Origin of the sequence: Methanothermococcus sp. (genome assembly GCF_015523155.1) — an archaeon.
In the GTDB taxonomy this organism is placed as follows: Archaea; AGJL01; Methanococci; order Methanococcales; family Methanococcaceae; genus Methanofervidicoccus.
Window position 1 is genome coordinate 1 of the sequence record NZ_WAKW01000048.1, and the last position, 20,487, is coordinate 20,487.

Here is a 20,487-nt window from a genome sequence, read left to right on the forward strand (position 1 = left end):
GAACGAAAACCTTTCGGTTTTCGTAGCCCTCGCCCTTCGGGCAAGGCTTCCTGACTCATAGGGGATTCTAACCCAGAGATTACCTTTATATAAGGTATAACTCTGAGTGAATTACTCCCCTCCGTCTTAAAATGGACTTCGTCCATTTTGATATTTAGCGAATCTTCGATTCGCCAAACAGGCACAACGGACTCTCCCAGCCCTGATTTTAGTATATTTAGGGATGCGTTGTAATCCCTATCAATTTTCCAACCGCAGTTGGGACAAAAAAATTACCCTATCGGATAATTTTAATTTATCAACAACACAACCGCAGTTGGAACACTTTTTAGAAGTATAGGAAGGATTTACAAGTATTACTTCTCTACCAGCACCTTCCGCCTTTTGGCAAATCGGAGATTTGCTAAATCATAAAAATTTGCGCAGCAAATTTTTAGATGTAGAGAAGTAAGTTTATGAATTTTTTCCAAGAACTATCAAGAATATGACGGTTTAGAGTTTTCTGACCTTTTCTGTTTTCAATCATGGACTTAATTTTTAAGTCTTCCAATACTATTTTATCATAATTGTTTATGTAATACCTTGATAGTTTATGAAGGAAATCATTTTTCTGATTGTTTAGTTTATCATAAACCTTGATAAGTTTTAATTTGGTCTTTTTGTAGTTATTAGAACCTTTAATCTTTTTAGATAGGTTTTTCTGGACTTTCTTTATTTTATCCAAAGTTTTATCAATAAACTTTGGATTTTCAAACTTATTGCCATCTGAATCGATGGTATAGCCATCGATTCCTAAATCTATACCTACAACCTTATTGGTTTTAGGTAGTGGTTTAGGTTCTTCTTCCACTTGGAAGAATGCAAACCACTTACCAGTTGATTCTTTTTTTATGATTACTCCCTTAATTTCTCCTTTAATTTTTCTATGTAGTTTTATAGGAATTTCTCCTATTTTAGATAGGTAAAGTTTGTTATCCTTAATCTTAAAACCTGACTGGTTGTATTCTAATGTTTTGTAATGATTTTTAGATGATTTGAATCTTAATTTACCTACTTTATGTCCATTCTGTTTTAGTTTTCCTAATGCTTTGAGGTTGCTCCAAAGTTTATTATTCACCATTTTCGAGCGTAGCGAGAAAATCGTATAAAAATCTCGAAGAGATTTTTTGAGATTTGAAGGACTTTGGAATGGACTTTTTTAAGTTCAGGATTCTCCTTTTTATGCTCTGTGATTAGTTTTTGAGTATCTCCTTTGTTTAGTTCTGGGTTTTTATTTTTTTGTTCCAAAAGATAGTTATAGAGGTATCTACAAATATTTAGATGCTCTTCTATTGTTTTTCTGATTTTCCTGGATGGGCAAATCCTGAACTTGTAAGTCCTCATCATTGGTATCACAGTTTGATTACTTATAAATAGTAGTTTATGCTAAAACTATATAAATTTTGCCCGCATTTCCGAGCGAAGCGAAGGAAACCGTATAAATCCCGAAGGGATTTTGAGGATTCATCCCCCCGTAGCGAAGCGGAGGGCTACAAAATCCGAAGGATTTTGTTTAATCCCTTACGGAAGGGGACTTCTTGCGGAATAAGTTAAATATTATGGGGTTAATCTTTGCCTATCTCTTGGGAATAAGACGCACTCCCTAATATTTTCCTGACATGTGATTATCATCATAAATCTTTCTGCACCTAATCCCCAACCTGCATGTGGTGGCATACCGTATTTAAATGCTTCTAAGTAGGTTCCAAAGCCTTCTGGGTTGAGTCCCATTCTTTTTATGCCTTCAACAAGTAAGTCGTATTTGTGGTTTCTCTGAGCTCCGGATGAAATCTCCAAATCTTTATACATTAAGTCAAATGCCTTACAGAGTTTAGGGTCTTTTTGATTGGGAAGTGTATAGAATGGTCTTGTTTCAGTTGGCCAGTCTGTGATGAAATAGAATCCTTCCATGGAGTCTCCAAGTGCTTTTTCAGCGGCTCTTGAAAAGTCTTCACCCCATTCCATTTCTATTCCTTTTGAATTTACAATATCAACTGCTTCTGTGTAGGTTAATCTTGGGAATGGTGTTTCTTGAACAGTTAAATTTATACCCAATGTTTGGAACTCCTTCTGGTTATTTTCATAAAGGTCAGCAAACACATTATGGACTATCTTTTCAAGAACTTTCATTGCATCCTTTTCATCTGAGAATGACATTTCACAGTCAATTGATATAGCCTCGTTTAAGTGTCTTCTTGTGTTGTGTTCCTCTGCCCTGAATATAGGACCAATTTCAAACACTCTGTCAAATCCTGCTGCCATCATCATCTGCTTGTATAACTGCGGACTTTGACCTAAAAATGCCTCTCTCTCAAAGTAGGATATAGGAAATAATTCTGTTCCTCCCTCTGTTGCACTTGCCACAAGCTTTGGGGTATTTACTTCAATAAATCCACTGTCATAAAATGTATCCCTTACTGATTTGAACATTTCAGACCTTAATCTAAATAATGCCTGTATTTTTGGTCTTCTTAAATCCAAAAATCTTTTGTCCAATCTTGTGTCAATATCCGCAGGAACCTTCTCTGATGGGTCTAATGGAAGGGGGGTATCTGCCTTGTTCAATATTCTAATTTCAATTGGTATTACTTCATATCCTGCTGGTGCCTTTTCATTTGCCACAACCTTTCCTTTTATAGCGAGAACATCCTCTCTCCCTACGGATTTTGCAGTTGCAAATACCTCTTCGGATACCTTTTGCTTAGGAACTACTATTTGGACTGTACCCTCTCTATCTCTCAATATGATAAATACCAATTTTCCCAATTTTCTTATGGAATGAGCCCATCCCATAATAATAATTTCTTCATCGTTCATTTCTGGTGTTATTTCATTTGAAAAATGTGTTCTTCTCCAATCTCCTAATACATACATATTATCATCCTTTTTTATTTTTAAATGTATATTTTTGATTATGATGATAAGAATTAACATAATTTAAAAGTAATTTACATTATAAATAATTTTTCGTTAATTTTTATAATTTTATTTTTTATTTTTATTTTTTTACTTTATGCTCATATTTTTTTCATTATATTTTATTCCCATTGGGATAGATTATACCCTTCTCGGTAATTATTCCCGTAATTAATTCCGGCGGCGTGCTATCAAAGGCATAGTTATATGCCGAAACCCCTTCTGGAATTATTCTAACACCGTCTATATATATAACCTCATTTTCATCCCTTTCTTCAATTACAATATCATCTAAATCATTTTTGAAGTCAAATGTTGAATAAGGGACTGCCACATAAAAGGGTATGTTGTGGTATTTTGCAAGAACCGCAAGGGAATAAGTACCTATTTTATTAAATACAGTATAATCCTTTAAAACTCTATCTGCCCCAACTATAATTTTATCAACCATCCCCTTTTTCATTAAAAAACCCGCGGTATTGTCGGAAATTACTTTAACTGGAATACCTTCATAGTTAAGCTCAAATGCCGTTAACTTTGCACCTTGAAGTCTTGGTCTTGTTTCATCTGCTATAACATTGATTTTTTTGTTATTGTAGTGTGCAAACCTGATAACACTTAAAGCTGTCCCATATGCCGAAGTTGCAAGAGCTCCTGCATTGCAATGTGTTAAAATGGTATCTCCATCATCAATAATTTTTTCCCCGATTTTCCCTATTTTCCTACATACTTCAATATCTTCTTCGTGAATCTTTTTTGCTTCGTTCAATATGGATTTATTGCTTTTATATGCATCCATACACCTATCCAAAGCCCAAAACAAATTTACAGCAGTTGGTCGTGTGTTTTTTAACTCATTGTATGCCTTTTCCATATCGTCGTTATTTAATTCAGCAAGTGCCATACCGTATGCTGCGGACACCCCTATTGCAGGAGCTCCTCTTACAACCATATCCTTTATAGCAAATGCCACATCATTGTAATCTTTGCATGTGAAGTATTCCAATCTATTTGGGAGTTTTCTCTGGTCAATCAATATCAACTGGTTATTTTTGTCATCCCATATTATAGGTCTTAAATCTCTATCCATATAATCGCCTTTTTTATTTTTTTAATCGCTATGTTTATCTATTAATTATATTTTTAATTCATATATTCATGTATTTACATTTTTAATTTATCCTATATATCATATATTATATATTATGACTGATACTTTTATCTATATTTGTTATTTATAAATGAATATAATCTATGGAGGAAATAAAATGTGGGAAAATGCACCATCTCATATATGCAGAGGAGGAGATTTAAGAGGTCTTGCCTTTTGCTGCCCTCCTATAAAGGGCTGTCCAATTTATCGTGCATTAAATGTATTAAAAATGACCCCTAAAGAATTCATAAAAATAAAAGAGGATTTTGGAAAAAAAACACGACTTGGAAAAGGTAAAAACACCTGCTTTGGTAGTTTAGTGTGGTGCTGTAAAATAACAAAACCTTGCCCATTTAGAGATGCAGAACTTTTAAAAATTGGAATGGATAAAGAAGAATACATGGATTTAAAAAAAGATCTTGCTGAGGAAATTTTAAAAAATTCAAAATTCTTTGAGGAAGCCGTGGAATTTTTTGAAAAAAAAGGATTTAAAAAGGAAGACATTGAAAAGGCATTGCTTGAAACAGGTGATTTAAAAAAGACTTTTGATTTATTAAAAAAATTAAAAAAATAGAAATAGAAAATAAATAACTATCCATAATATATTTTTAAAGCCTCATCAACTGTTTTATTTTCAATAGTAATGGCATATATTGCATTACACATTCTTACAGCTTGTTCGTATGGTTTTTGATGGATATTTCTACCTGTTGCATTTCCCGCTGCACCACTTATATGTATTTGGTCATACAACCTCTGCAAAAATGCCTCTGGGTTTATGGAGCTTCCACCTGCACAAACTACCTTTGTTCTTCCTGCGGCTAAAACTGCCTCCTTAAATGCTTCGGCAGGATTTTCACATTCGGGATAATTGACCTTAACAAAATCTGCCCCTAAACATGCCCCAACACCTGTGGCTCCCGCTATTAAATGAGGGTCCTTTTCGTTTTTAACCGCCTTTCCTCTTGGGTATATCCACAATATAGCAATTAATCCATTTTTATGGGCGTTATATATTATTCTTGAAGCCTCAGAAAGCATCTCATGTTCAAATTCACTTCCTAAATATATTGTATATCCCACTCCTAAAATATTTAGTCCAGAGTTATTTTTAAACTCCACAACATCATTTAAATCAACCAATGCCTTACTTATAGGGTCTCTTTGGGATGTTTTAACAAGATTTGTTTTTGAATTTATTTTAACTACATAGTTTATATTTTTATAATCTACACCATATCTAGCTATTAATCCCAACTGAGTAGCAAATGCCCCTATTTTTGAATTTGAAGCTACTTTGAAAAAATGCTCAGGAGTGGCATCGTCCTTTGATATGCCTTCACCATAAAAATCATCATTTAAATGCTCTATTTTTTGGTCGCCTGCAAAAAGCATTAACCTTCCAGTATTTTTTGTTAATTCAAGGTAATTTTTTATATATTCTTCCTTTTTATTTGCCGGAACATCTGCTGGAATTAACACATCTTTTTTTGACAATATTTTGATATTTTCCATAAAACCCCTCTATATTTTTGAATTTATATATTATTATTGTTGTAGTTTAATATAAAGCTTTTACCTCTCCCACTATATATTTTTTTCTATTTTGATAATCTGCAAGGGTGAATAAAACCCCCTTTAATCATCAAATCTGAAAGTGTAATGGCAACCATAGATTCTAAAACAGGAATTGCCCTTGGAACAATTATTGGGTCATGCCTTCCACCAATTTTTATCTCTTGATTTTCACCTGTTTTTACATTAACAGTATTTTGGATTTTTGAAATTGATGGTGTTGGCTTAATTGCCACTCTTAAAACAAGTGGAGCTCCGCAACTTATGCCACCCAATATTCCACCGCAGTTATTTGTTTTTAGTTGTAGTTTTCCACCATCGTAATAATATTCATCGTTCATCTCGCTTCCATAGAGCTCTGCACTTTCAAAACCTCTTCCTATCTCCACGCCCTTAACTGCATTTATATTCATCATGGCACTTGCGAGCTCTCCACTGAGTTTTCCAAATATTGGATTGCCCACGCCTGCGGGAACATTTAATGCCACCAATTCCACAATTCCCCCAACGCTATCTTTGTTTTCCATGGCATCAAGTACATAATCCTTCATTTCATCAGAATTTGAAGATGGGCATCTCAATGGATTATTTTCGATTTTTTCAACTATATTGTCAATGTTATTTGGATTAAATATCTCGGGTTTTGAATAGTAGTTAAAATCTCCTTCAATTTTTCCAATTTTCACAGCATATCCTACTATTTTAATGTTGTAGGTATAATCTAAAAGTTTTTTTGCAACTGCACCGCCTATAACATGTCCTATTGTGGTTCTTCCACTGCTCCTTCCTCCTCCGCGATAGTCGTAATTTCCATATTTTACGCCGTAGGTAAAATCGGCATGCCCGGGTCTTGGTGTGTCCTTTATCTTACTGTAATCCTTTGATTTTTGATTTCTATTATAGACTAATGCTGAAATTGGAGTTCCCGTTGTTTTTCCTTCAAAAACTCCCGAAAGTAATTCAACTTCATCTGCCTCCTTTCGTGGTGTGGAAAAAAGACTGTATCCCGGTCTCCTTCTGTTGAGCTCCTTTTGTATATCCTCCTCTGTAAGAGGTAAATTTGATGGACATCCGTCAATTACCGCACCAAGTGCTTTTCCATGACTCTCTCCCCATGTCGTTACTCTAAACATCTTTCCAAATGTATTCATAATACCACCATAATTTATAATTATGTATAGTATAAATATTTTTTATTTTATTATCTTTTTATAACTTCAACCTTAATCACATTGGTCTTTTTCTTGCCAATTGGATGGCCCAGCGTGGTTATATATATGCCTTCGTCAATCATACTTTCTGCTACCTTCTTTGATATTTCCAATATATCATCCATATTATTTACTTCATCAACATGGTAAGGAACCACACCCCAAACAAGCCTTAATTTTTTAAATGTTTCCATCTTTGGAGTTAGAGCTATTATCGGAACATTTGGTCTAAACTTTGATATAAGCATGGCACTTTTTCCAGACCATGTTGGTGTCATTATTATCTTTGGATTTAATTTTGTGTAAAGGGTGTATGTAGCATGTGCTATGCCCGTTGAAATAGATGAGCACTCCAAATTAGTTTTTACAGCGAATTTTTCCATATTCTGTTCTGAAATTTTTGCAACCTTGTTCATAACTTTTATAGCCTCTATTGGATATTTTCCAATTGCCGTTTCATTGGATAGCATCAAACAATCCGTTCCGTCAAATATGGCATTTGCAATATCTGTTATCTCTGCCCTTGTAGGGTATGGATTAGACACCATTGAATCAAGCATTTGAGTGGCAGTTATTGTCAGTTTTCCCCATTTATTTGTAATATTTATTATATTTTTTTGTTCTATTGGTAGGTATTCAATAGGAATTTCGACACCTAAATCCCCCCTAGCAACCATGACGCCATCCGAATATTCTGCTATTTCAACTATATTTCTTAATCCCTCTTTCGTCTCTATTTTAGCTATTACGGAAGTATCTCCCCCATATTCATATATTATATTTCTTAAATTGATTATATCATTCTTGTTTCTAACAAAAGACAGTGCTATGTATTCAAAATCATGTTTAATGGCAAATTTTATGTTTTCTATATCTTCATTGGATATTATAGGCATTTTTAAATGAGTATCCGGCAGATTTACACCCATTCCCTCTTTTACAGTGCCACCAATTAATACCTCAGAATATATTAAATTATCTTTTATTTCTTTTACCCTTAATTTTATCTTTCCATCGTTTATAAGTATAAAATGTCCTTCTTCTGTTTCATCTACTGGATGGTATGTTAATATTATATCTTTTCCAATTACGAACTCATCCCCACTTTTTAGCTCTGACTTAAATGTCTTTTTTATTCTTATTTTGTTCCCCTTTAAATCCATTAGTTTTGCAATGTTGTTTTTCTCTAAAATATCCAGATATTTTTTAATATCTTCAACATTGGTATGAGACATGTTGAATCTAATACCATCTATCAGTTTAACTACATCTTTTAATTTATTTTCAATTGACGGTCCCATTGTTATCAATATTTTTGTTTTACGGTCCAAATTTTTCATTTTTAACCCCTCATATATTATAAAATGTCAGAATATCTTCAATTAATGGTAAATAAGATTATAATTAAAATATGTATATATAATTAAAATATAATTATTGTGGATAATTTAATAATTTAATAAATAATATAAAGAACATAATCTATAAAAAACAATGCAAATATATTATAATGATAAATTGTAATATATCCAATTTTTTTCATTAAACTGCAATGATGAGTGCCGACTTCACTGATTCGTGATGACAACGGGGACAGCTGAGCAGTTATTTTTTTATTTTAAATTAACATGTTGAGTATTTTAGTATATTTTAGTATTTTTAATTATATATTATACATTGAAAGTTTCATCTGACCAAATTTAACATCCACACCCAGTTCCTCTAAAATTTTCTTTGTTATTTTTTCTCCCAATAAATTAACAACTTTTTTATGATTATTAACAATATCTCCTACATTTTTTATACCGGAATTATATAATATTCGAGCTCTGACTCTACCAACATGTTTTATTTTTAGGAGCTCTATAATGTCCTGTTTTGCACCATATTCTATTCTTATCTCCAAATCATTTAAACAATCTCTTATGAATTTATTATCAATATCCAGTAAATTAAATATTTCCTTTGTGGAATGGACCATCCATTTTGACTGTTCCACCTTATATCTTAAAATCCCAGGTTCAATGTTATATCTCTCCAAAATTTTTTCCTCTGGAACTTCATTAATCCAATCATAGAACATTTTGGCATTTTTAAAATATTCTAAATTTTCCAAAGATATATCATCATTTATATCTATACCTATGTTTAAATTTATCATCTCATAAATTAAATCCTCCTCTTCAAATTTTTTTATTCTTAAAACTGGCTGCATTTCGGTGGTTTTTGAGATTATATATAGTATATGAAAAATATAGTAATCCATTGTTTTTGGATTCATTGAATTTAATGTTTTTTTGTGGAGCTCCTTCAATCCATCTATGATAATTTCTGCACTTAGTGGGTCTATGTAGAGCTCCGAGACTCTCTTTCCAAGGGGTGTGATGGTATAAGATATATTTTCCTCTTTATTCCTTGATTTAATGGTCAATGAATTATCATCCAATACAAGCATTTTTATATTACTGTTATTGTTATTATCATTTGAACCGTAATTTAACTGTATAAATCCATTTTTCTTTAAAAAATTGGTTATTTCATCAATATTTTCTAAAATTTTTTCAGTATTTTGGTATTGATGAGCATAGAATGTATTTTTTATAAATTCCTCTAAATCATTTTTGTTTTTAACCTCGCCTGTGGTAATTAACCCAAGTATATGAGTCCTTAAAACCTTCTGATTAGATAGCTTTGAGTAAATTTCCTCCATATTTCCAATTAAATAATTCTTTGCATTTTCAATGGTTTCCGGATTCTCCGTATTGCTTACATATATTATTCCTTCTCCATAGGGGTCTAAATTTGGTCTTCCCGCCCTACCAATACATTGATGGATTTCCATTTTTGGAATTGGAACCATACCCCTATTGGAAAATCTCCTTAAATCCCTTATAATCGCCCTTCTACATGGTGCGTTAATGCCTATGCTTAAAGTTGGAGTACAGCATATTACCTTTATAAGTTTTTTTCTGAACCCATCTTCAACAATTTTCCTCTGTTCATAGGTTAAACCTGCGTGGTGGAATGCTACGCCCTTTTCAATACATTCCGCAAGGGTTTTGCAGGTTTCTGTTGGTGGGTCAAGGGCACTTAGAACTTCCTCTTTTAAATTTCGGAGCTCCGATAATTCATCAGCTGATAAATATTTTTTTAAATTTAATTTTTTTGCCTCATTAACTGCTCCCCTCTTTGAATTGCAAAATATCAAACATGAGCCATCCTTTAAAATGCTGTCCACTACAAGATTAAACATGCTGTTTTTAGATGTTCCATTAATGATATACTCTTCTACCACATTGCCCTCATTATCAATGAACATGATTTTATCGTCATAACTTAATCCTTTTTTTAGTTCAACAGGTCTCCATTCGTCCATAATAAGTTCAGCATTTAACCATTTGGCAAACTCTTCGGGATTTCCTATGGTGGCAGATAGTCCAATTATTTGGGTATTGTATTTGTTTTTTAGTTTTGTAAGTAGAATTTCGAGGGTTCCTCCCCTCCCATCATCCCCTATTAAATGGATTTCATCCACAACTACAACAGATACATCCTTTATCCATTCAACCTTATGCCTTATAAGCGAGTCAAGTTTTTCCGCAGTGGTGATTATTAAATCATATTCCCTTAATTCATCTTTTTCGTCAAAATCTCCAATGGACAATGCTATTTTTAAACCATATTTTTCATATTTCTCTTTAAATTCCTCATATTTTTCACTTGCAAGTGCCTTTAATGGAACGATAAACAATCCCTTTTTATTTGTGGGATTTTTATTTTTATCCAAAAGATGATTTATAAATGCCATCTCACCGATAAGTGTTTTTCCACTTGCCGTCGGTATACAGATTAAAAAATTTTTATTTTTGTTTAATAACCCCCCTTCAATTACTTTTTTTTGTGGTGGCCTGAGCTCTGTAATACCATTTTCTTTTAAAACTTCCAATAGGGTATTTAACATATATTTACACCAAATTATTCTTTTTAAATTTTAATGTTTAGCATATATATAATTTTTTTGATAATACCATTTATAAAAATATATTTAATAATTATTACAAAAAAAATTTATAGAAAATTATATATATTACTTATTTGTGTATATGTATTATTGTATTACAAATATATAACTAAATATTAAAAAATATAAAAAAAGGTGAAAATATGCATATACCTGATGGGTATTTAGGCCCAATAACATGTGCAATATTTTATATTGTAATGCTGTTTATTTGGGCAATTGCAATTAAAAAGTTAAAAACCTTGCATCCAAAACAAATACCATTACTTGGGGTATTAACTGCATTTTCTTTTCTTGTAATGATGTACAACCTACCTGTACCAGATGGAACCACTGCCCATATGGTAGGTGGAACCTTAATTGCAATATTAATGGGTAATCCATGGATAGCAACAGTTGCTATTTCGATAGTATTGTTAATACAGGCATTATTTTTTGGAGATGGCGGTATAACTTCCTTTGGGACAAACTGTTTTAATATGGGAGTAGTTCTACCATTTGTTGGATATTACTGTTATAAAATATTAAAGGATAAAATTGGAGATGTTGCTGCAAGTGGTATTGGTGCGTATATTGGTATTGTTGTAGCTGCAATTTGTGCAGGATTTGAATTTGGAATCCAACCATTTATACAACCAGGTTATTGTCCTTACCCATTTACAGTATCAGTTCCAGCAATGGCATTGGCTCACTTAACAACCGCTGGACCAGCTGCTGCCATAGTAACTGCAATAGTGGTATGGTATATTAAAAAGTCAAGACCAGATTTATTTAATCTCTCAAAACTTGAAGGTGGTGAAAAAAATGAACTTTAACGACCCTCTGGTAAAAAAATTTTTTATAGTTATTGGTATTTTGGTGGTATTATCTCCACTGGGTATTTTACTAACATGGAATTACGGTGATGCTTGGGGAGAATGGGGAGTAGAAGATTTAAGCAGTAGTGTTCATGCCAATATTTCAGGTCTTGAATCTCTTTCAGATATTTGGAGCTATGCTCCCCTTCCAGATTATGATATTCCTGGATGGGATGACCCTGTTCATGCTTCCATAGGTTATATAATATCTGCAATAGTTGGGGTTATATTGGCTCTGGCTATATACTATGGCCTCATAAAAATAATAAAACCATCTTCATCCAACTACAATCAATAATATTTAATTAATATATTTCTATACATACTTTTTTAATTTTTTATAAATTATTTATATATTATTATTCAAAATTTTTAATATTTTATAATTAGGTAGCGTATTATTGGTAATAAATTTTAATTGGTGAGTTAATGAAATTATTTGATAAAACCATTGAAGGCGTTATTAAATATATAAATGAGGCAGTTTTTGCAGAAAAATATGCAAAAAGTAGGGGCATACTACAATCCATAAATCCTAAAATAAAATTGATAGTTATTCTTTCCTTTGTAGTTATAACTGTTCTTACGAAACATTTGGAGGTTATTTTTGGATTATATGTTTTATCCTTAATCTTTTGTTATTTTTCCAATGTTCCATTGAAACACTATTTAAAGAGAGTATGGTTTTTTATTCCAATATTTACAGGTATCATAGCCTTACCAATTATATTTATAACACCTGGAAAACCAATTTATGTTTTACTTAACAGTCCGTATATAGCCATAACATATGAGGGAATATATTATGCCACAATATTTACGCTGAGAGTTGCTACTGCTGTATCCTACGCAGTTTTGCTTACAATAACAACAACATGGAACGATATAACAAAATCATTAAATAAACTTGGGATTCCTGATATGGTAATTACCATAATGACAATAGCCTATCGTTATATTTTTCTTCTTATGAATACACTTATAGATTCCATGTATTCAAGAAAATCCAGATTATGCAAAAACTTGGGTATGAAGGAAAGTTGGATAGAAGCTGGAAAAAATATGGGGGCCTTGTTTATAAAAACGCATCAGATGGGTGAAGACCTATACTATGCCATGCTTTCAAGGGGTTATTTAAATGAACCTCAAACATATTCTGAATTTCACACTGAAACAAAAGATTACATATTTTTAATAATTTCAATTTTTATAATGGCAATTGCAATAATTATTGATAGGTGTATATTATGAGTGAAAATATAAATAATATCAGTAATAATATAGGCATAAATAATGATAATGTAAATAAAAATATAAATAAAGAGATAATCTTCAAATTAAAAAATGTATCCTATAAATATCCTGATGGAACATTGGCATTGGATAAGATTAATATGGAGGTTTATAGGGGTGAAATATTAGCAATAATTGGCTCAAATGGTGCTGGGAAAACTACATTGTTAAAAATTTTAAATGGCTTGGAATTTCCCAGCAATGGAGAAGTTTATTTTGAAGGAAAAAAATTAACTGAAAAAATTCTCACCAATAAAGAATCTATGAAATATTTTAGAAGTAGAGTGGGTTTTGTATTCCAAGACCCCGATATTATGCTTTTTAGTCCAACAGTATGGGACGATGTGGCTTTTGGACCATTGCATTTATATTCAAAAGAAAAAGCAATAAATTCCACAGATAAAACCCTTAAAGATATGAATATTTATAAATTAAAAGATAAACATCCCTATAATATAAGTGGTGGGGAAAAGAAAAAAGCATCAATAGCATCTGTTATGTCCATAGAGCCAGAGGTTATATTAATGGATGAACCAACATCATATTTAGACCCAAAGAGTAAAAAATACATCATTCAATTGATAAAAAAATTGAATAAAATGGGTAAAACAATAGTTTTTGTAAGCCACGATCCAAATCTAATATCTGTTGCAGATATGTGCTATGTTTTAAACAAAAAAATAATTTTTAGTGGATATCCAAGAGATGTTTTTTCCAATGTAGAATTACTTGAAAGAGAAAATTTAGATGTTCCTGAGATAACAAAACTTTTTAAAAAAATAAAGGATGATCTTGGCAATAATAATATCGATAAAATACCAATCAATATAGATGAAGGTTATGAATTGTTGAAATCCATATTGAATAATGTAAATAATAAAAAAGAATAAAAAATATATATTTTTAAGTAAGTGGATAATCAGAAACCCTTTTAAAATGTTAAATATACAAATAGGATACATATTGATAGTTATAGCGATAATAACAGTGAATTACATTAAAAACTTAATAAAATAGATAAGGAAAATGGAAAAATAAGAACCACATAAAACCAAAAAAAGAATATTTAATTCTAAATCTTAAATGAAGTTTTTTAATAAAGTTAAGTATTTTAACATTATAATCTTATTTAATAGATAATGAGACTTTAATAACTTTTAAAAAATAAATAAAAAAATAAATAATGAATGTTATTTTAAATATCTATAATTATCTATATTTGACTACAGGAAGACCCCATCATTACATATATAAAAATGTAAAATAATTATCGTAATATAAATAGGCAGGTTTAGTATAAAGGTGGAAGAATGAACCTAGAAAGATTGTATGTTATTCATGCATTGTGTGAATCCAAAATATTCGATAAGTTGAGAATCTTAATTGCAGAAAATGTTTCAAGAATCTATGATGTAAAAATTACAAATACATTAAATCACAACACCTATTTTTTAAAATTTATAGTAAAAACTACTGGGGAAAACTGTGCAAAACTCTGTGAAACTTTACAGAAATATAACATGATCATTATAAATTGTTATGAGTTGGTATTTCCATCGTATAAAATTAGAATAAAAGGAGATGCTGAGAAATGTCTTGTTATTCAAAGAGAATTATTAAATGCTTTTATATCTTGTGGTGCTGTTCCTTTAAAAACTGAAATTACATCTAATGACCTCATAACAGCAATTTTAGATATTATTGTAACCAACAAAGATCCCTCTACGTGTGTAAAATTTTTAGAGATTTTAAGAAAAAACGACGATTTATCTTACACGATAAACCCCATAGAATCATATGAATTTTAAAATAATAATATTTATTTAAATATTTAAAATATTTTAAGAATTTATTATTGGTTCAAATATAGGATATATTTAACTATTGGGTGGTTTAATGGACATCCCTTTTTTTAATTCAAAATCCCGTAAATTAAAAAAACTTTTAGAAGAAGGAAAACTTCGGGAAGCTCAAAAACTTATAGAAAACAATACATCCCTCCTAAACTCCCTTATAAACTACATACATTCAAACAATTCCAATGTGGTATCCAATGCAATATATATTGCAACAAAAATATTCTTAAAGTATAACCAAAATATTGAGCTCTTATTTCCATATATAAAAGAATGTTTAAAAAGTGATAATGAAAACCTTGTGCTTAATACTTTAATATCTTTGAAAATTATGCTTAATTCCAATCCAAAATATTACAATAGAGTGGAGGAAGAACTTTTAAATATAAATGAAAAATTTACAAATATGGAGATAAGAAATTATACTTGGGAATTGATTAAAAAATATGGTAAATTACTTAAATCAGAAAATGAAACCAGTCAAGTATATATACGTATCAAAAAATTGATAAATTCTACAAGACAGGAATCTTTGATTAAAAAATTATTTAATAAAGGAGCATGCATGTTAAATCTAAATAAAATAGAAAAATTAGACATCGCAAAAGAATTCAATTCATCAATAAAAAGGGATGATTTAAAAGGGAATTTGGAACTTATAAAAAATAATAATATTGAAAAATTAGCTCCATTGAATATTGCCTACTGTCTTTCCACAGTATCTACATTAAATGAAGAGGAGTTAGAGGAGGTTATTGGAAATATTTTAAAACTTTTATTCAATGAAAATGATATAGTTAGAAACATTGCACTGAATGCCATTTATGAGATTTCTAAACATCATCCGAGTATAATTTATAAAAATATATGTATTTTAAAAAGATATGGTAGTATATATGGCGAATCCATTGTATTCAATTTAATATTAAAAGAAATTTCAAAGAAATATAATTTAAAAGAAAAAAAATGTTAGTATTTGTAAGGGAACTCCTTTATAATATAGTTCATTTTTTCTTTATCAATATACATCTTATCACCTATTTTAAAGATTTTTTCATCGGTTATTTTTCCAAATGGAATAATAGGACATCTATTGTTAATTGCTATATTTATAGCATCATTTAAACTGTTTTTATCTATACAAACAAGGTATGTTCCCAAATATCTTGTAGCTCTTGGATAGGGAATTGCATTTATTTCAATGCCTTTTCTTGCCTTTGCAAGCATTTCAAGTATGTTGCAAAGCCATCCTCCCCTTGAAGCATCTTTACAGGCGTGGACTTCCACACCATTTTCCAAAATTTTTAGAAATGTTTCGTATTTGTTTTTTGCCTTTTGAACTCTTTCTCCAATATCGCCCTCCACGGGATGACCGAGCATAACTACCATGTCTCCAGCCTGAGATCCTCCATCTGTAATTAACCTATCATACATAAGCTCTCCAAATACTACCACACTAACACAGGATTTTAATTCTTTTTCTGTCTGTGTATTTCCACCTACAATAGGTATATTTAAACCCAGAGATTGCTTTTTTAATCCATCTACTGCCATTTTTATTTCTTCTTCATTCTGTGCCTGAATTGCATCCATGGCATACAATGGTTTTGCACCCATTGCCACAACATCGCATGATGTATGGATTAAGGCAGTTTTTGAACCTAGTTTTAAAGGATAGGGCCCTTCCATATTTATAACTTTTTTTCCGATTACTACTGCATCATCTCCTGCCCTAATTCCTCTTATTAACTCCGGAACTTTTGAATCCATATCCCATAATTTTTTTCTAGGGTAGTTTGTTTCCATCATATGTTCTATTGCATGTTTTATTTCATATTCTATACATTCCATGTTTTCATCTCATTTTATAATTTTATATATTTAAAATAAATAATTTTAAATGATTAGATTATAAAGGCATATTATAAAATCCATTTCATTTATATTTAATTAAAATATATCTAATTATCCTAGTGAATTATTATATCTTTAATTTATTATTAATTTTTTAATTTTTTTATATTGGTGATTTAATGAAAATATACAAAATATGCGTTATAGAAGGAGATGGGATAGGCAAGGAAGTAATACCTGAAACTGTAAGAATTTTAAATGAGCTCGGAGATTTTGAATTTATTAAAGAACATGCAGGCTATGAATGTTTTAAGAGATGCAATAGTGCCATACCAGATAGAACCCTTGAAACTGCCAAGGAGTGCGATGCAGTATTATTTGGTGCAGTAACTACGCCAAAGCCTGATGAATTAGAAAGGAAAATGTATAAAAGTCCTATATTAACACTACGAAAGGAGCTCGATTTATACGCAAATGTTAGACCAATTAATAATTTTGAGGATATTGATTTTGTAATTATAAGGGAAAATACCGAAGGATTATACGTTAATAGGGAATATTATGACGATGAAAAAGAAATAGCTGTTGCAGAAAGAATTATTTCTAAGAAGGGAAGCAGCAGGATAATTAAATTTGCATTTGATTATGCACTAAAACACCACAGGAAAAAAGTATCCTGCATACATAAGGCAAATATTTTGAGAATAACTGATGGTCTTTTTTTAAAAATATTTAATGAGATTGGAGAGCAATACAAAAAATTTAATATAGATAGTGATAATTATTTGGTTGATGCCACTGCCATGTATATTTTAAAAAATCCGCAGATGTTCGATGTTATAGTAACCACAAACTTGTTTGGAGACATACTATCTGATGAAGCATCTGGATTGCTTGGAGGTCTTGGGTTGGCACCCTCTGCAAACATCGGAGATAAACACGGATTATTTGAACCAGTTCATGGTTCAGCACCAGATATCGCAGGAAAGGGCATAGCAAATCCAATAGCTTCAATATTAAGTGCATCTATGATGCTTTATTATTTGGGAATGAAAGAAAAAAGTAGATTGTTAAGAGATTCCGTTAAATCAGTGTTGAAAAAAGGATATATGACTCCAGATTTAGGAGGAAATTTAAAAACCACTGAGCTCACAGACAAGATAATTGAGGAAATAAAAAATAGAAGTTAATATTAAATCCAAATTGATATTATTATATAATCATATAATAAATGTTAAATAAAATAACGAATATTCTATAAATGAATTTTTTAATTTTAGTTTTTAATTTTTTAACATAATCATAAGGCATAATAATTATAATTATATATTTATAAAAATGGTGAAATAATGAAGTTCGAATTAAATGGGAAAATTATATTTAACAAGGAATTGAACGAGGATGCACAAAAGGATATAATAGAAGTATTAAATAATAGTAGGGAAATATTTCTAAAAGGAGTTCCAAAAGGAAAGGAAGATGAAGCTTCAAAGATAATAAGCTACGATTTTGAGGGAAAAGAATTAAAATTAAACATCGTATCAGGAACTTATGCAAGAGCTCATGAGGCAATAATAAGACTGAAAAAACCCATCATGGAAAAAGTTGGAAGAAAGTATAAAACAGGTATAAGGGATATAGTCATAGAGCATTACGAAATAACGATACCTGCTGAAAAGGAAGTTCTTGAAAATATAAAGGGCATCAAAGTTCCAGAATGTGAAACAGAGATTGATTACAATAATAATACCGTAAAAATAATATTTGAAAACATCGGAGATAGTGAATTAAAGAGAAATATTGTAGATAGGGCAATAAAATTCATAAGAGATGAGCTTGAAAAGGAAGAAGAGAGAGATTTAACCTTTGATGTTTGTGCGATAGCTCCTGGAACAATAGTTAGCGAGTATAAAGCAAAAAGGACAATTACATTTGATAAAGACCCAACGGAAGTTGCTGAGAAACTTGGATGGGTTAAAAGATTTATTGGAAAGGGGCAGTGGTTCTATACTCCACCTATGACAAAATTATTTAGAGCATTTGAAGAACTTATAATTGATGAATGTGTCAATAAAATAGGATTTAATGAATGTTTGTTTCCTAAATTAATTCCATTGGAAGTCATGTATAAAATGAGGTATTTAGAGGGACTTCCTGAGGGAATGTATTATGTCTGTCCTCCAAAAAGAGACCCTGAAATGTTCAGAGAATTTGTAAATGAAATGATGATAAAAAAAGAGATACCTATTCATAAATTAAATGATTTATTGAGAAATCCAGGGTATGTTTTGGCACCAGCCCAATGTGAGCCATTCTATCAATTCTTTGACCATGAGCTCGTGGATATAGATAAACCTGTAAAGTTTGTAGATAGAAGTGGATGGACATACAGATGGGAAGGTGGCGGTGCAAAAGGACTTGATAGAGTTAATGAGTTTTTAAGGATAGAATGTGTAGAGATGGGAAGTCCAGAATTTGTTGAAAAAACCAGGGATAAAACATTAAAATATGCTGAAAAACTTGCTGAAAAACTTGATTTGGAATATTGGACAGAGGTTGGAGATGACCCCTTCTATCTTGAAGGTAGAAAAAAAGAGAATAGGCACATAGAGTTTCCAGAGGTCCCTAAGTATGAAATGAGATTATGGCTACCACATATAAGGGACGAAAGAAAAGGAGTAGCTGTAACCTCTGCAAATGTCCATGGAACTCATTTTGTTGAAGGATTTGGTATAAGAGATTACAGGGGAAGGAAAGTATGGACTGGATGCACAGGGTATGGTCTAACAAGATGGGTAATTGGGTTCTTGGCACAATATGGATTTAATTATGATGATTGGCCTGAAATGGTGCAAAAGAAAATAGGAAAAATGCCAGAAATTCCAAAGGCAATCACCTGGCCTTAATATATAAAATTTTTATAATTTTTTAAGATAATTATTTTTAAGAAATAAAATATATTATAATAGGTGTAGATGGTAGTTATGAAAAAATATATTACTTCAATAGGTGTAGATATTTCATCAAATGATGTAAAAACAAATCCCGTTGTAAATGAAAAAATAAACAGAGAACTGCCATTAGTTATACCTCCAAATGTAAAATCCTCACTTTCAAATGTTACAGGAGATGATATTGTAATTACCTCTTTTGTTCCTGAAAATTTAATTGAGGAGACTAACCAAAGTATTATAAAATTGTTAAGAAAACATGCCGAAGGTTTTGAGGATTTAGATGGAGTTTCAAAAAACTCCAATGATGCGGGGGAAGGCATATCCTATGCAGTGGCAAAGGCAGGTTCTAACTATGGTGATGCATTAATTATCTCCTTTGATACATATGGGGGGGAGGATATTGTAAATGAAATGGCATTGTTTGTTGAAGATATCGGAAGAAAATACGGCTTCGATGTAGATTCCAGTGTTTCAGATAAACCAAAAAAGATTCATGGTGTTGGGTATTCTGGCGTTGCTACGGATGACCCTGTTGTAATTATTACCTTTAAAGAATTGAAGGAACTATCAAAATTGGCAGGATTGATATTTGGCGGATTGTTAAGTTTTGATAACTTATACTTTGTTAAAAAAGGAACTGCCACAAATATATTACCCCCTGGAGTGATATATACAATGTCTGCCTTTTTAAATGGAAATGTAATAGATTTATACGATGGTATAAAAAGAAGATACAACATGCTTTAATTTTTTAAAAA

The 20,487-nt window shown here is 31.0% G+C and carries 20 protein-coding genes and 1 pseudogene; 10 read left to right on the plus strand and 11 right to left on the minus strand.

What is annotated here, in order from left to right:
* The 6 genes and pseudogenes from F7B34_RS04540 to mtnA form a co-directional block, all read right to left on the minus strand.
* Positions 1 to 185: pseudogene (locus F7B34_RS04540) on the minus strand (RNA-guided endonuclease TnpB family protein); the annotation flags it as partial.
* Positions 186 to 240: 55 nt separating this feature from the next.
* Positions 241 to 393, minus strand: a complete 153-nt coding sequence (locus F7B34_RS04545; protein ID WP_367116343.1) for a zinc ribbon domain-containing protein — start codon at positions 391 to 393, stop codon at positions 241 to 243.
* Between the two features lie 40 nt (positions 394 to 433).
* On the minus strand, positions 434 to 1,117 hold the full coding sequence (locus F7B34_RS04550; RefSeq protein ID WP_292460653.1) for a transposase: 684 nt from the start codon (positions 1,115 to 1,117) through the stop codon (positions 434 to 436).
* The gene (locus F7B34_RS04555) at positions 1,114 to 1,386 is read right to left on the minus strand and encodes a helix-turn-helix domain-containing protein (RefSeq protein ID WP_292460654.1); all 273 of its coding nucleotides are present in this window, start codon (positions 1,384 to 1,386) and stop codon (positions 1,114 to 1,116) included. The genes F7B34_RS04550 and F7B34_RS04555 overlap by 4 nt, the downstream gene beginning before the upstream one ends.
* A gap of 210 nt (positions 1,387 to 1,596) precedes the next feature.
* On the minus strand, positions 1,597 to 2,913 hold the full coding sequence (aspS, locus tag F7B34_RS04560; protein ID WP_292460655.1) for an aspartate--tRNA(Asn) ligase: 1,317 nt from the start codon (positions 2,911 to 2,913) through the stop codon (positions 1,597 to 1,599).
* A gap of 157 nt (positions 2,914 to 3,070) precedes the next feature.
* The gene (gene mtnA, locus F7B34_RS04565; RefSeq protein ID WP_292460656.1) at positions 3,071 to 4,045 is read right to left on the minus strand and encodes an S-methyl-5-thioribose-1-phosphate isomerase; all 975 of its coding nucleotides are present in this window, start codon (positions 4,043 to 4,045) and stop codon (positions 3,071 to 3,073) included.
* A gap of 178 nt (positions 4,046 to 4,223) precedes the next feature.
* On the opposite strand from mtnA, the gene F7B34_RS04570 reads away from it, so the two are divergent.
* Entirely contained in the window at positions 4,224 to 4,682 is a 459-nt protein-coding gene (locus F7B34_RS04570) for a methanogenesis marker 9 domain-containing protein (protein ID WP_292460657.1), read from the plus strand.
* Between the two features lie 17 nt (positions 4,683 to 4,699).
* On the opposite strand, the gene F7B34_RS04575 is transcribed toward F7B34_RS04570, so the two are convergent.
* From F7B34_RS04575 to F7B34_RS04590, 4 genes are all read right to left on the minus strand, one after another.
* Complete coding sequence (locus tag F7B34_RS04575; protein ID WP_292460658.1) at positions 4,700 to 5,623, minus strand: aldolase; 924 nt, start codon at positions 5,621 to 5,623, stop codon at positions 4,700 to 4,702.
* Between the two features lie 86 nt (positions 5,624 to 5,709).
* The gene (gene aroC / locus F7B34_RS04580; RefSeq protein WP_292460659.1) at positions 5,710 to 6,834 is read right to left on the minus strand and encodes a chorismate synthase; all 1,125 of its coding nucleotides are present in this window, start codon (positions 6,832 to 6,834) and stop codon (positions 5,710 to 5,712) included.
* 50 nt (positions 6,835 to 6,884) lie between these two features.
* Complete coding sequence (pyk, locus tag F7B34_RS04585; RefSeq protein WP_292460660.1) at positions 6,885 to 8,234, minus strand: pyruvate kinase; 1,350 nt, start codon at positions 8,232 to 8,234, stop codon at positions 6,885 to 6,887.
* Between the two features lie 323 nt (positions 8,235 to 8,557).
* Positions 8,558 to 10,855, minus strand: coding sequence for a DEAD/DEAH box helicase (locus F7B34_RS04590; RefSeq protein WP_292460661.1), 2,298 nt, complete (start codon positions 10,853 to 10,855; stop codon positions 8,558 to 8,560).
* Positions 10,856 to 11,058: 203 nt separating this feature from the next.
* On the opposite strand from F7B34_RS04590, the gene cbiM reads away from it, so the two are divergent.
* The 6 genes from cbiM (at position 11,059) to F7B34_RS04620 (ending at position 15,894) form a co-directional block, all read left to right on the plus strand.
* Positions 11,059 to 11,730 (plus strand): cobalt transporter CbiM, encoded by a 672-nt coding sequence (cbiM, locus tag F7B34_RS04595; protein ID WP_292460662.1) that lies wholly within the window; start codon positions 11,059 to 11,061, stop codon positions 11,728 to 11,730.
* Positions 11,720 to 12,070 (plus strand): PDGLE domain-containing protein, encoded by a 351-nt coding sequence (locus F7B34_RS04600; RefSeq protein WP_292460663.1) that lies wholly within the window; start codon positions 11,720 to 11,722, stop codon positions 12,068 to 12,070. The genes cbiM and F7B34_RS04600 overlap by 11 nt, the downstream gene beginning before the upstream one ends.
* 131 nt (positions 12,071 to 12,201) lie before the next feature.
* Entirely contained in the window at positions 12,202 to 13,023 is an 822-nt protein-coding gene (gene cbiQ, locus F7B34_RS04605) for a cobalt ECF transporter T component CbiQ (protein WP_292460664.1), read from the plus strand.
* A complete protein-coding gene (locus F7B34_RS04610; RefSeq protein ID WP_292460665.1) occupies positions 13,020 to 13,955 on the plus strand; it encodes an energy-coupling factor ABC transporter ATP-binding protein in 936 nt (311 codons plus the stop codon). The genes cbiQ and F7B34_RS04610 overlap by 4 nt, the downstream gene beginning before the upstream one ends.
* 420 nt (positions 13,956 to 14,375) lie before the next feature.
* Positions 14,376 to 14,873, plus strand: coding sequence for a hypothetical protein (locus F7B34_RS04615; RefSeq protein WP_292460666.1), 498 nt, complete (start codon positions 14,376 to 14,378; stop codon positions 14,871 to 14,873).
* An 88-nt stretch (positions 14,874 to 14,961) separates the two neighbouring features.
* Entirely contained in the window at positions 14,962 to 15,894 is a 933-nt protein-coding gene (locus tag F7B34_RS04620) for a hypothetical protein (RefSeq protein ID WP_292460667.1), read from the plus strand.
* Here the strand turns inward: F7B34_RS04620 and F7B34_RS04625 are convergent.
* The gene (locus F7B34_RS04625; RefSeq protein WP_292460668.1) at positions 15,891 to 16,772 is read right to left on the minus strand and encodes an AIR synthase related protein; all 882 of its coding nucleotides are present in this window, start codon (positions 16,770 to 16,772) and stop codon (positions 15,891 to 15,893) included. The two genes, F7B34_RS04620 and F7B34_RS04625, sit on opposite strands and share 4 nt — an antisense overlap.
* A gap of 182 nt (positions 16,773 to 16,954) precedes the next feature.
* Between F7B34_RS04625 and aksF the strand changes: the two genes are divergently transcribed.
* The 3 genes from aksF (at position 16,955) to F7B34_RS04640 (ending at position 20,476) form a co-directional block, all read left to right on the plus strand.
* Positions 16,955 to 17,965 (plus strand): homoisocitrate dehydrogenase, encoded by a 1,011-nt coding sequence (gene aksF / locus F7B34_RS04630; protein WP_292460669.1) that lies wholly within the window; start codon positions 16,955 to 16,957, stop codon positions 17,963 to 17,965.
* 159 nt (positions 17,966 to 18,124) lie between these two features.
* A complete protein-coding gene (gene serS / locus F7B34_RS04635) occupies positions 18,125 to 19,681 on the plus strand; it encodes a serine--tRNA ligase (RefSeq protein WP_292460670.1) in 1,557 nt (518 codons plus the stop codon).
* Between the two features lie 78 nt (positions 19,682 to 19,759).
* Entirely contained in the window at positions 19,760 to 20,476 is a 717-nt protein-coding gene (locus F7B34_RS04640) for a hypothetical protein (protein ID WP_292460671.1), read from the plus strand.
* Positions 20,477 to 20,487 lie beyond the last annotated feature (11 nt).

Bases quoted from the DNA above. Each gene is read 5' to 3' on its own strand.
- F7B34_RS04555 (WP_292460654.1), bottom strand. From the start codon at position 1,386: ATGATGAGGACTTACAAGTTCAGGATTTGCCCATCCAGGAAAATCAGA.
- F7B34_RS04600 (WP_292460663.1), top strand. From the start codon at position 11,720: ATGAACTTTAACGACCCTCTGGTAAAAAAATTTTTTATAGTTATTGGT.
- serS (WP_292460670.1), top strand. From the start codon at position 18,125: ATGAAGTTCGAATTAAATGGGAAAATTATATTTAACAAGGAATTGAAC.
- mtnA (WP_292460656.1), bottom strand. From the start codon at position 4,045: ATGGATAGAGATTTAAGACCTATAATATGGGATGACAAAAATAACCAG.
- F7B34_RS04570 (WP_292460657.1), top strand. From the start codon at position 4,224: ATGTGGGAAAATGCACCATCTCATATATGCAGAGGAGGAGATTTAAGA.
- pyk (WP_292460660.1), bottom strand. From the start codon at position 8,234: ATGAAAAATTTGGACCGTAAAACAAAAATATTGATAACAATGGGACCG.
- aroC (WP_292460659.1), bottom strand. From the start codon at position 6,834: ATGAATACATTTGGAAAGATGTTTAGAGTAACGACATGGGGAGAGAGT.
- F7B34_RS04640 (WP_292460671.1), top strand. From the start codon at position 19,760: ATGAAAAAATATATTACTTCAATAGGTGTAGATATTTCATCAAATGAT.
- F7B34_RS04575 (WP_292460658.1), bottom strand. From the start codon at position 5,623: ATGGAAAATATCAAAATATTGTCAAAAAAAGATGTGTTAATTCCAGCA.
- F7B34_RS04620 (WP_292460667.1), top strand. From the start codon at position 14,962: ATGGACATCCCTTTTTTTAATTCAAAATCCCGTAAATTAAAAAAACTT.
- F7B34_RS04610 (WP_292460665.1), top strand. From the start codon at position 13,020: ATGAGTGAAAATATAAATAATATCAGTAATAATATAGGCATAAATAAT.
- F7B34_RS04615 (WP_292460666.1), top strand. From the start codon at position 14,376: ATGAACCTAGAAAGATTGTATGTTATTCATGCATTGTGTGAATCCAAA.
- cbiQ (WP_292460664.1), top strand. From the start codon at position 12,202: ATGAAATTATTTGATAAAACCATTGAAGGCGTTATTAAATATATAAAT.
- aspS (WP_292460655.1), bottom strand. From the start codon at position 2,913: ATGTATGTATTAGGAGATTGGAGAAGAACACATTTTTCAAATGAAATA.
- aksF (WP_292460669.1), top strand. From the start codon at position 16,955: ATGAAAATATACAAAATATGCGTTATAGAAGGAGATGGGATAGGCAAG.
- cbiM (WP_292460662.1), top strand. From the start codon at position 11,059: ATGCATATACCTGATGGGTATTTAGGCCCAATAACATGTGCAATATTT.
- F7B34_RS04590 (WP_292460661.1), bottom strand. From the start codon at position 10,855: ATGTTAAATACCCTATTGGAAGTTTTAAAAGAAAATGGTATTACAGAG.
- F7B34_RS04625 (WP_292460668.1), bottom strand. From the start codon at position 16,772: ATGGAATGTATAGAATATGAAATAAAACATGCAATAGAACATATGATG.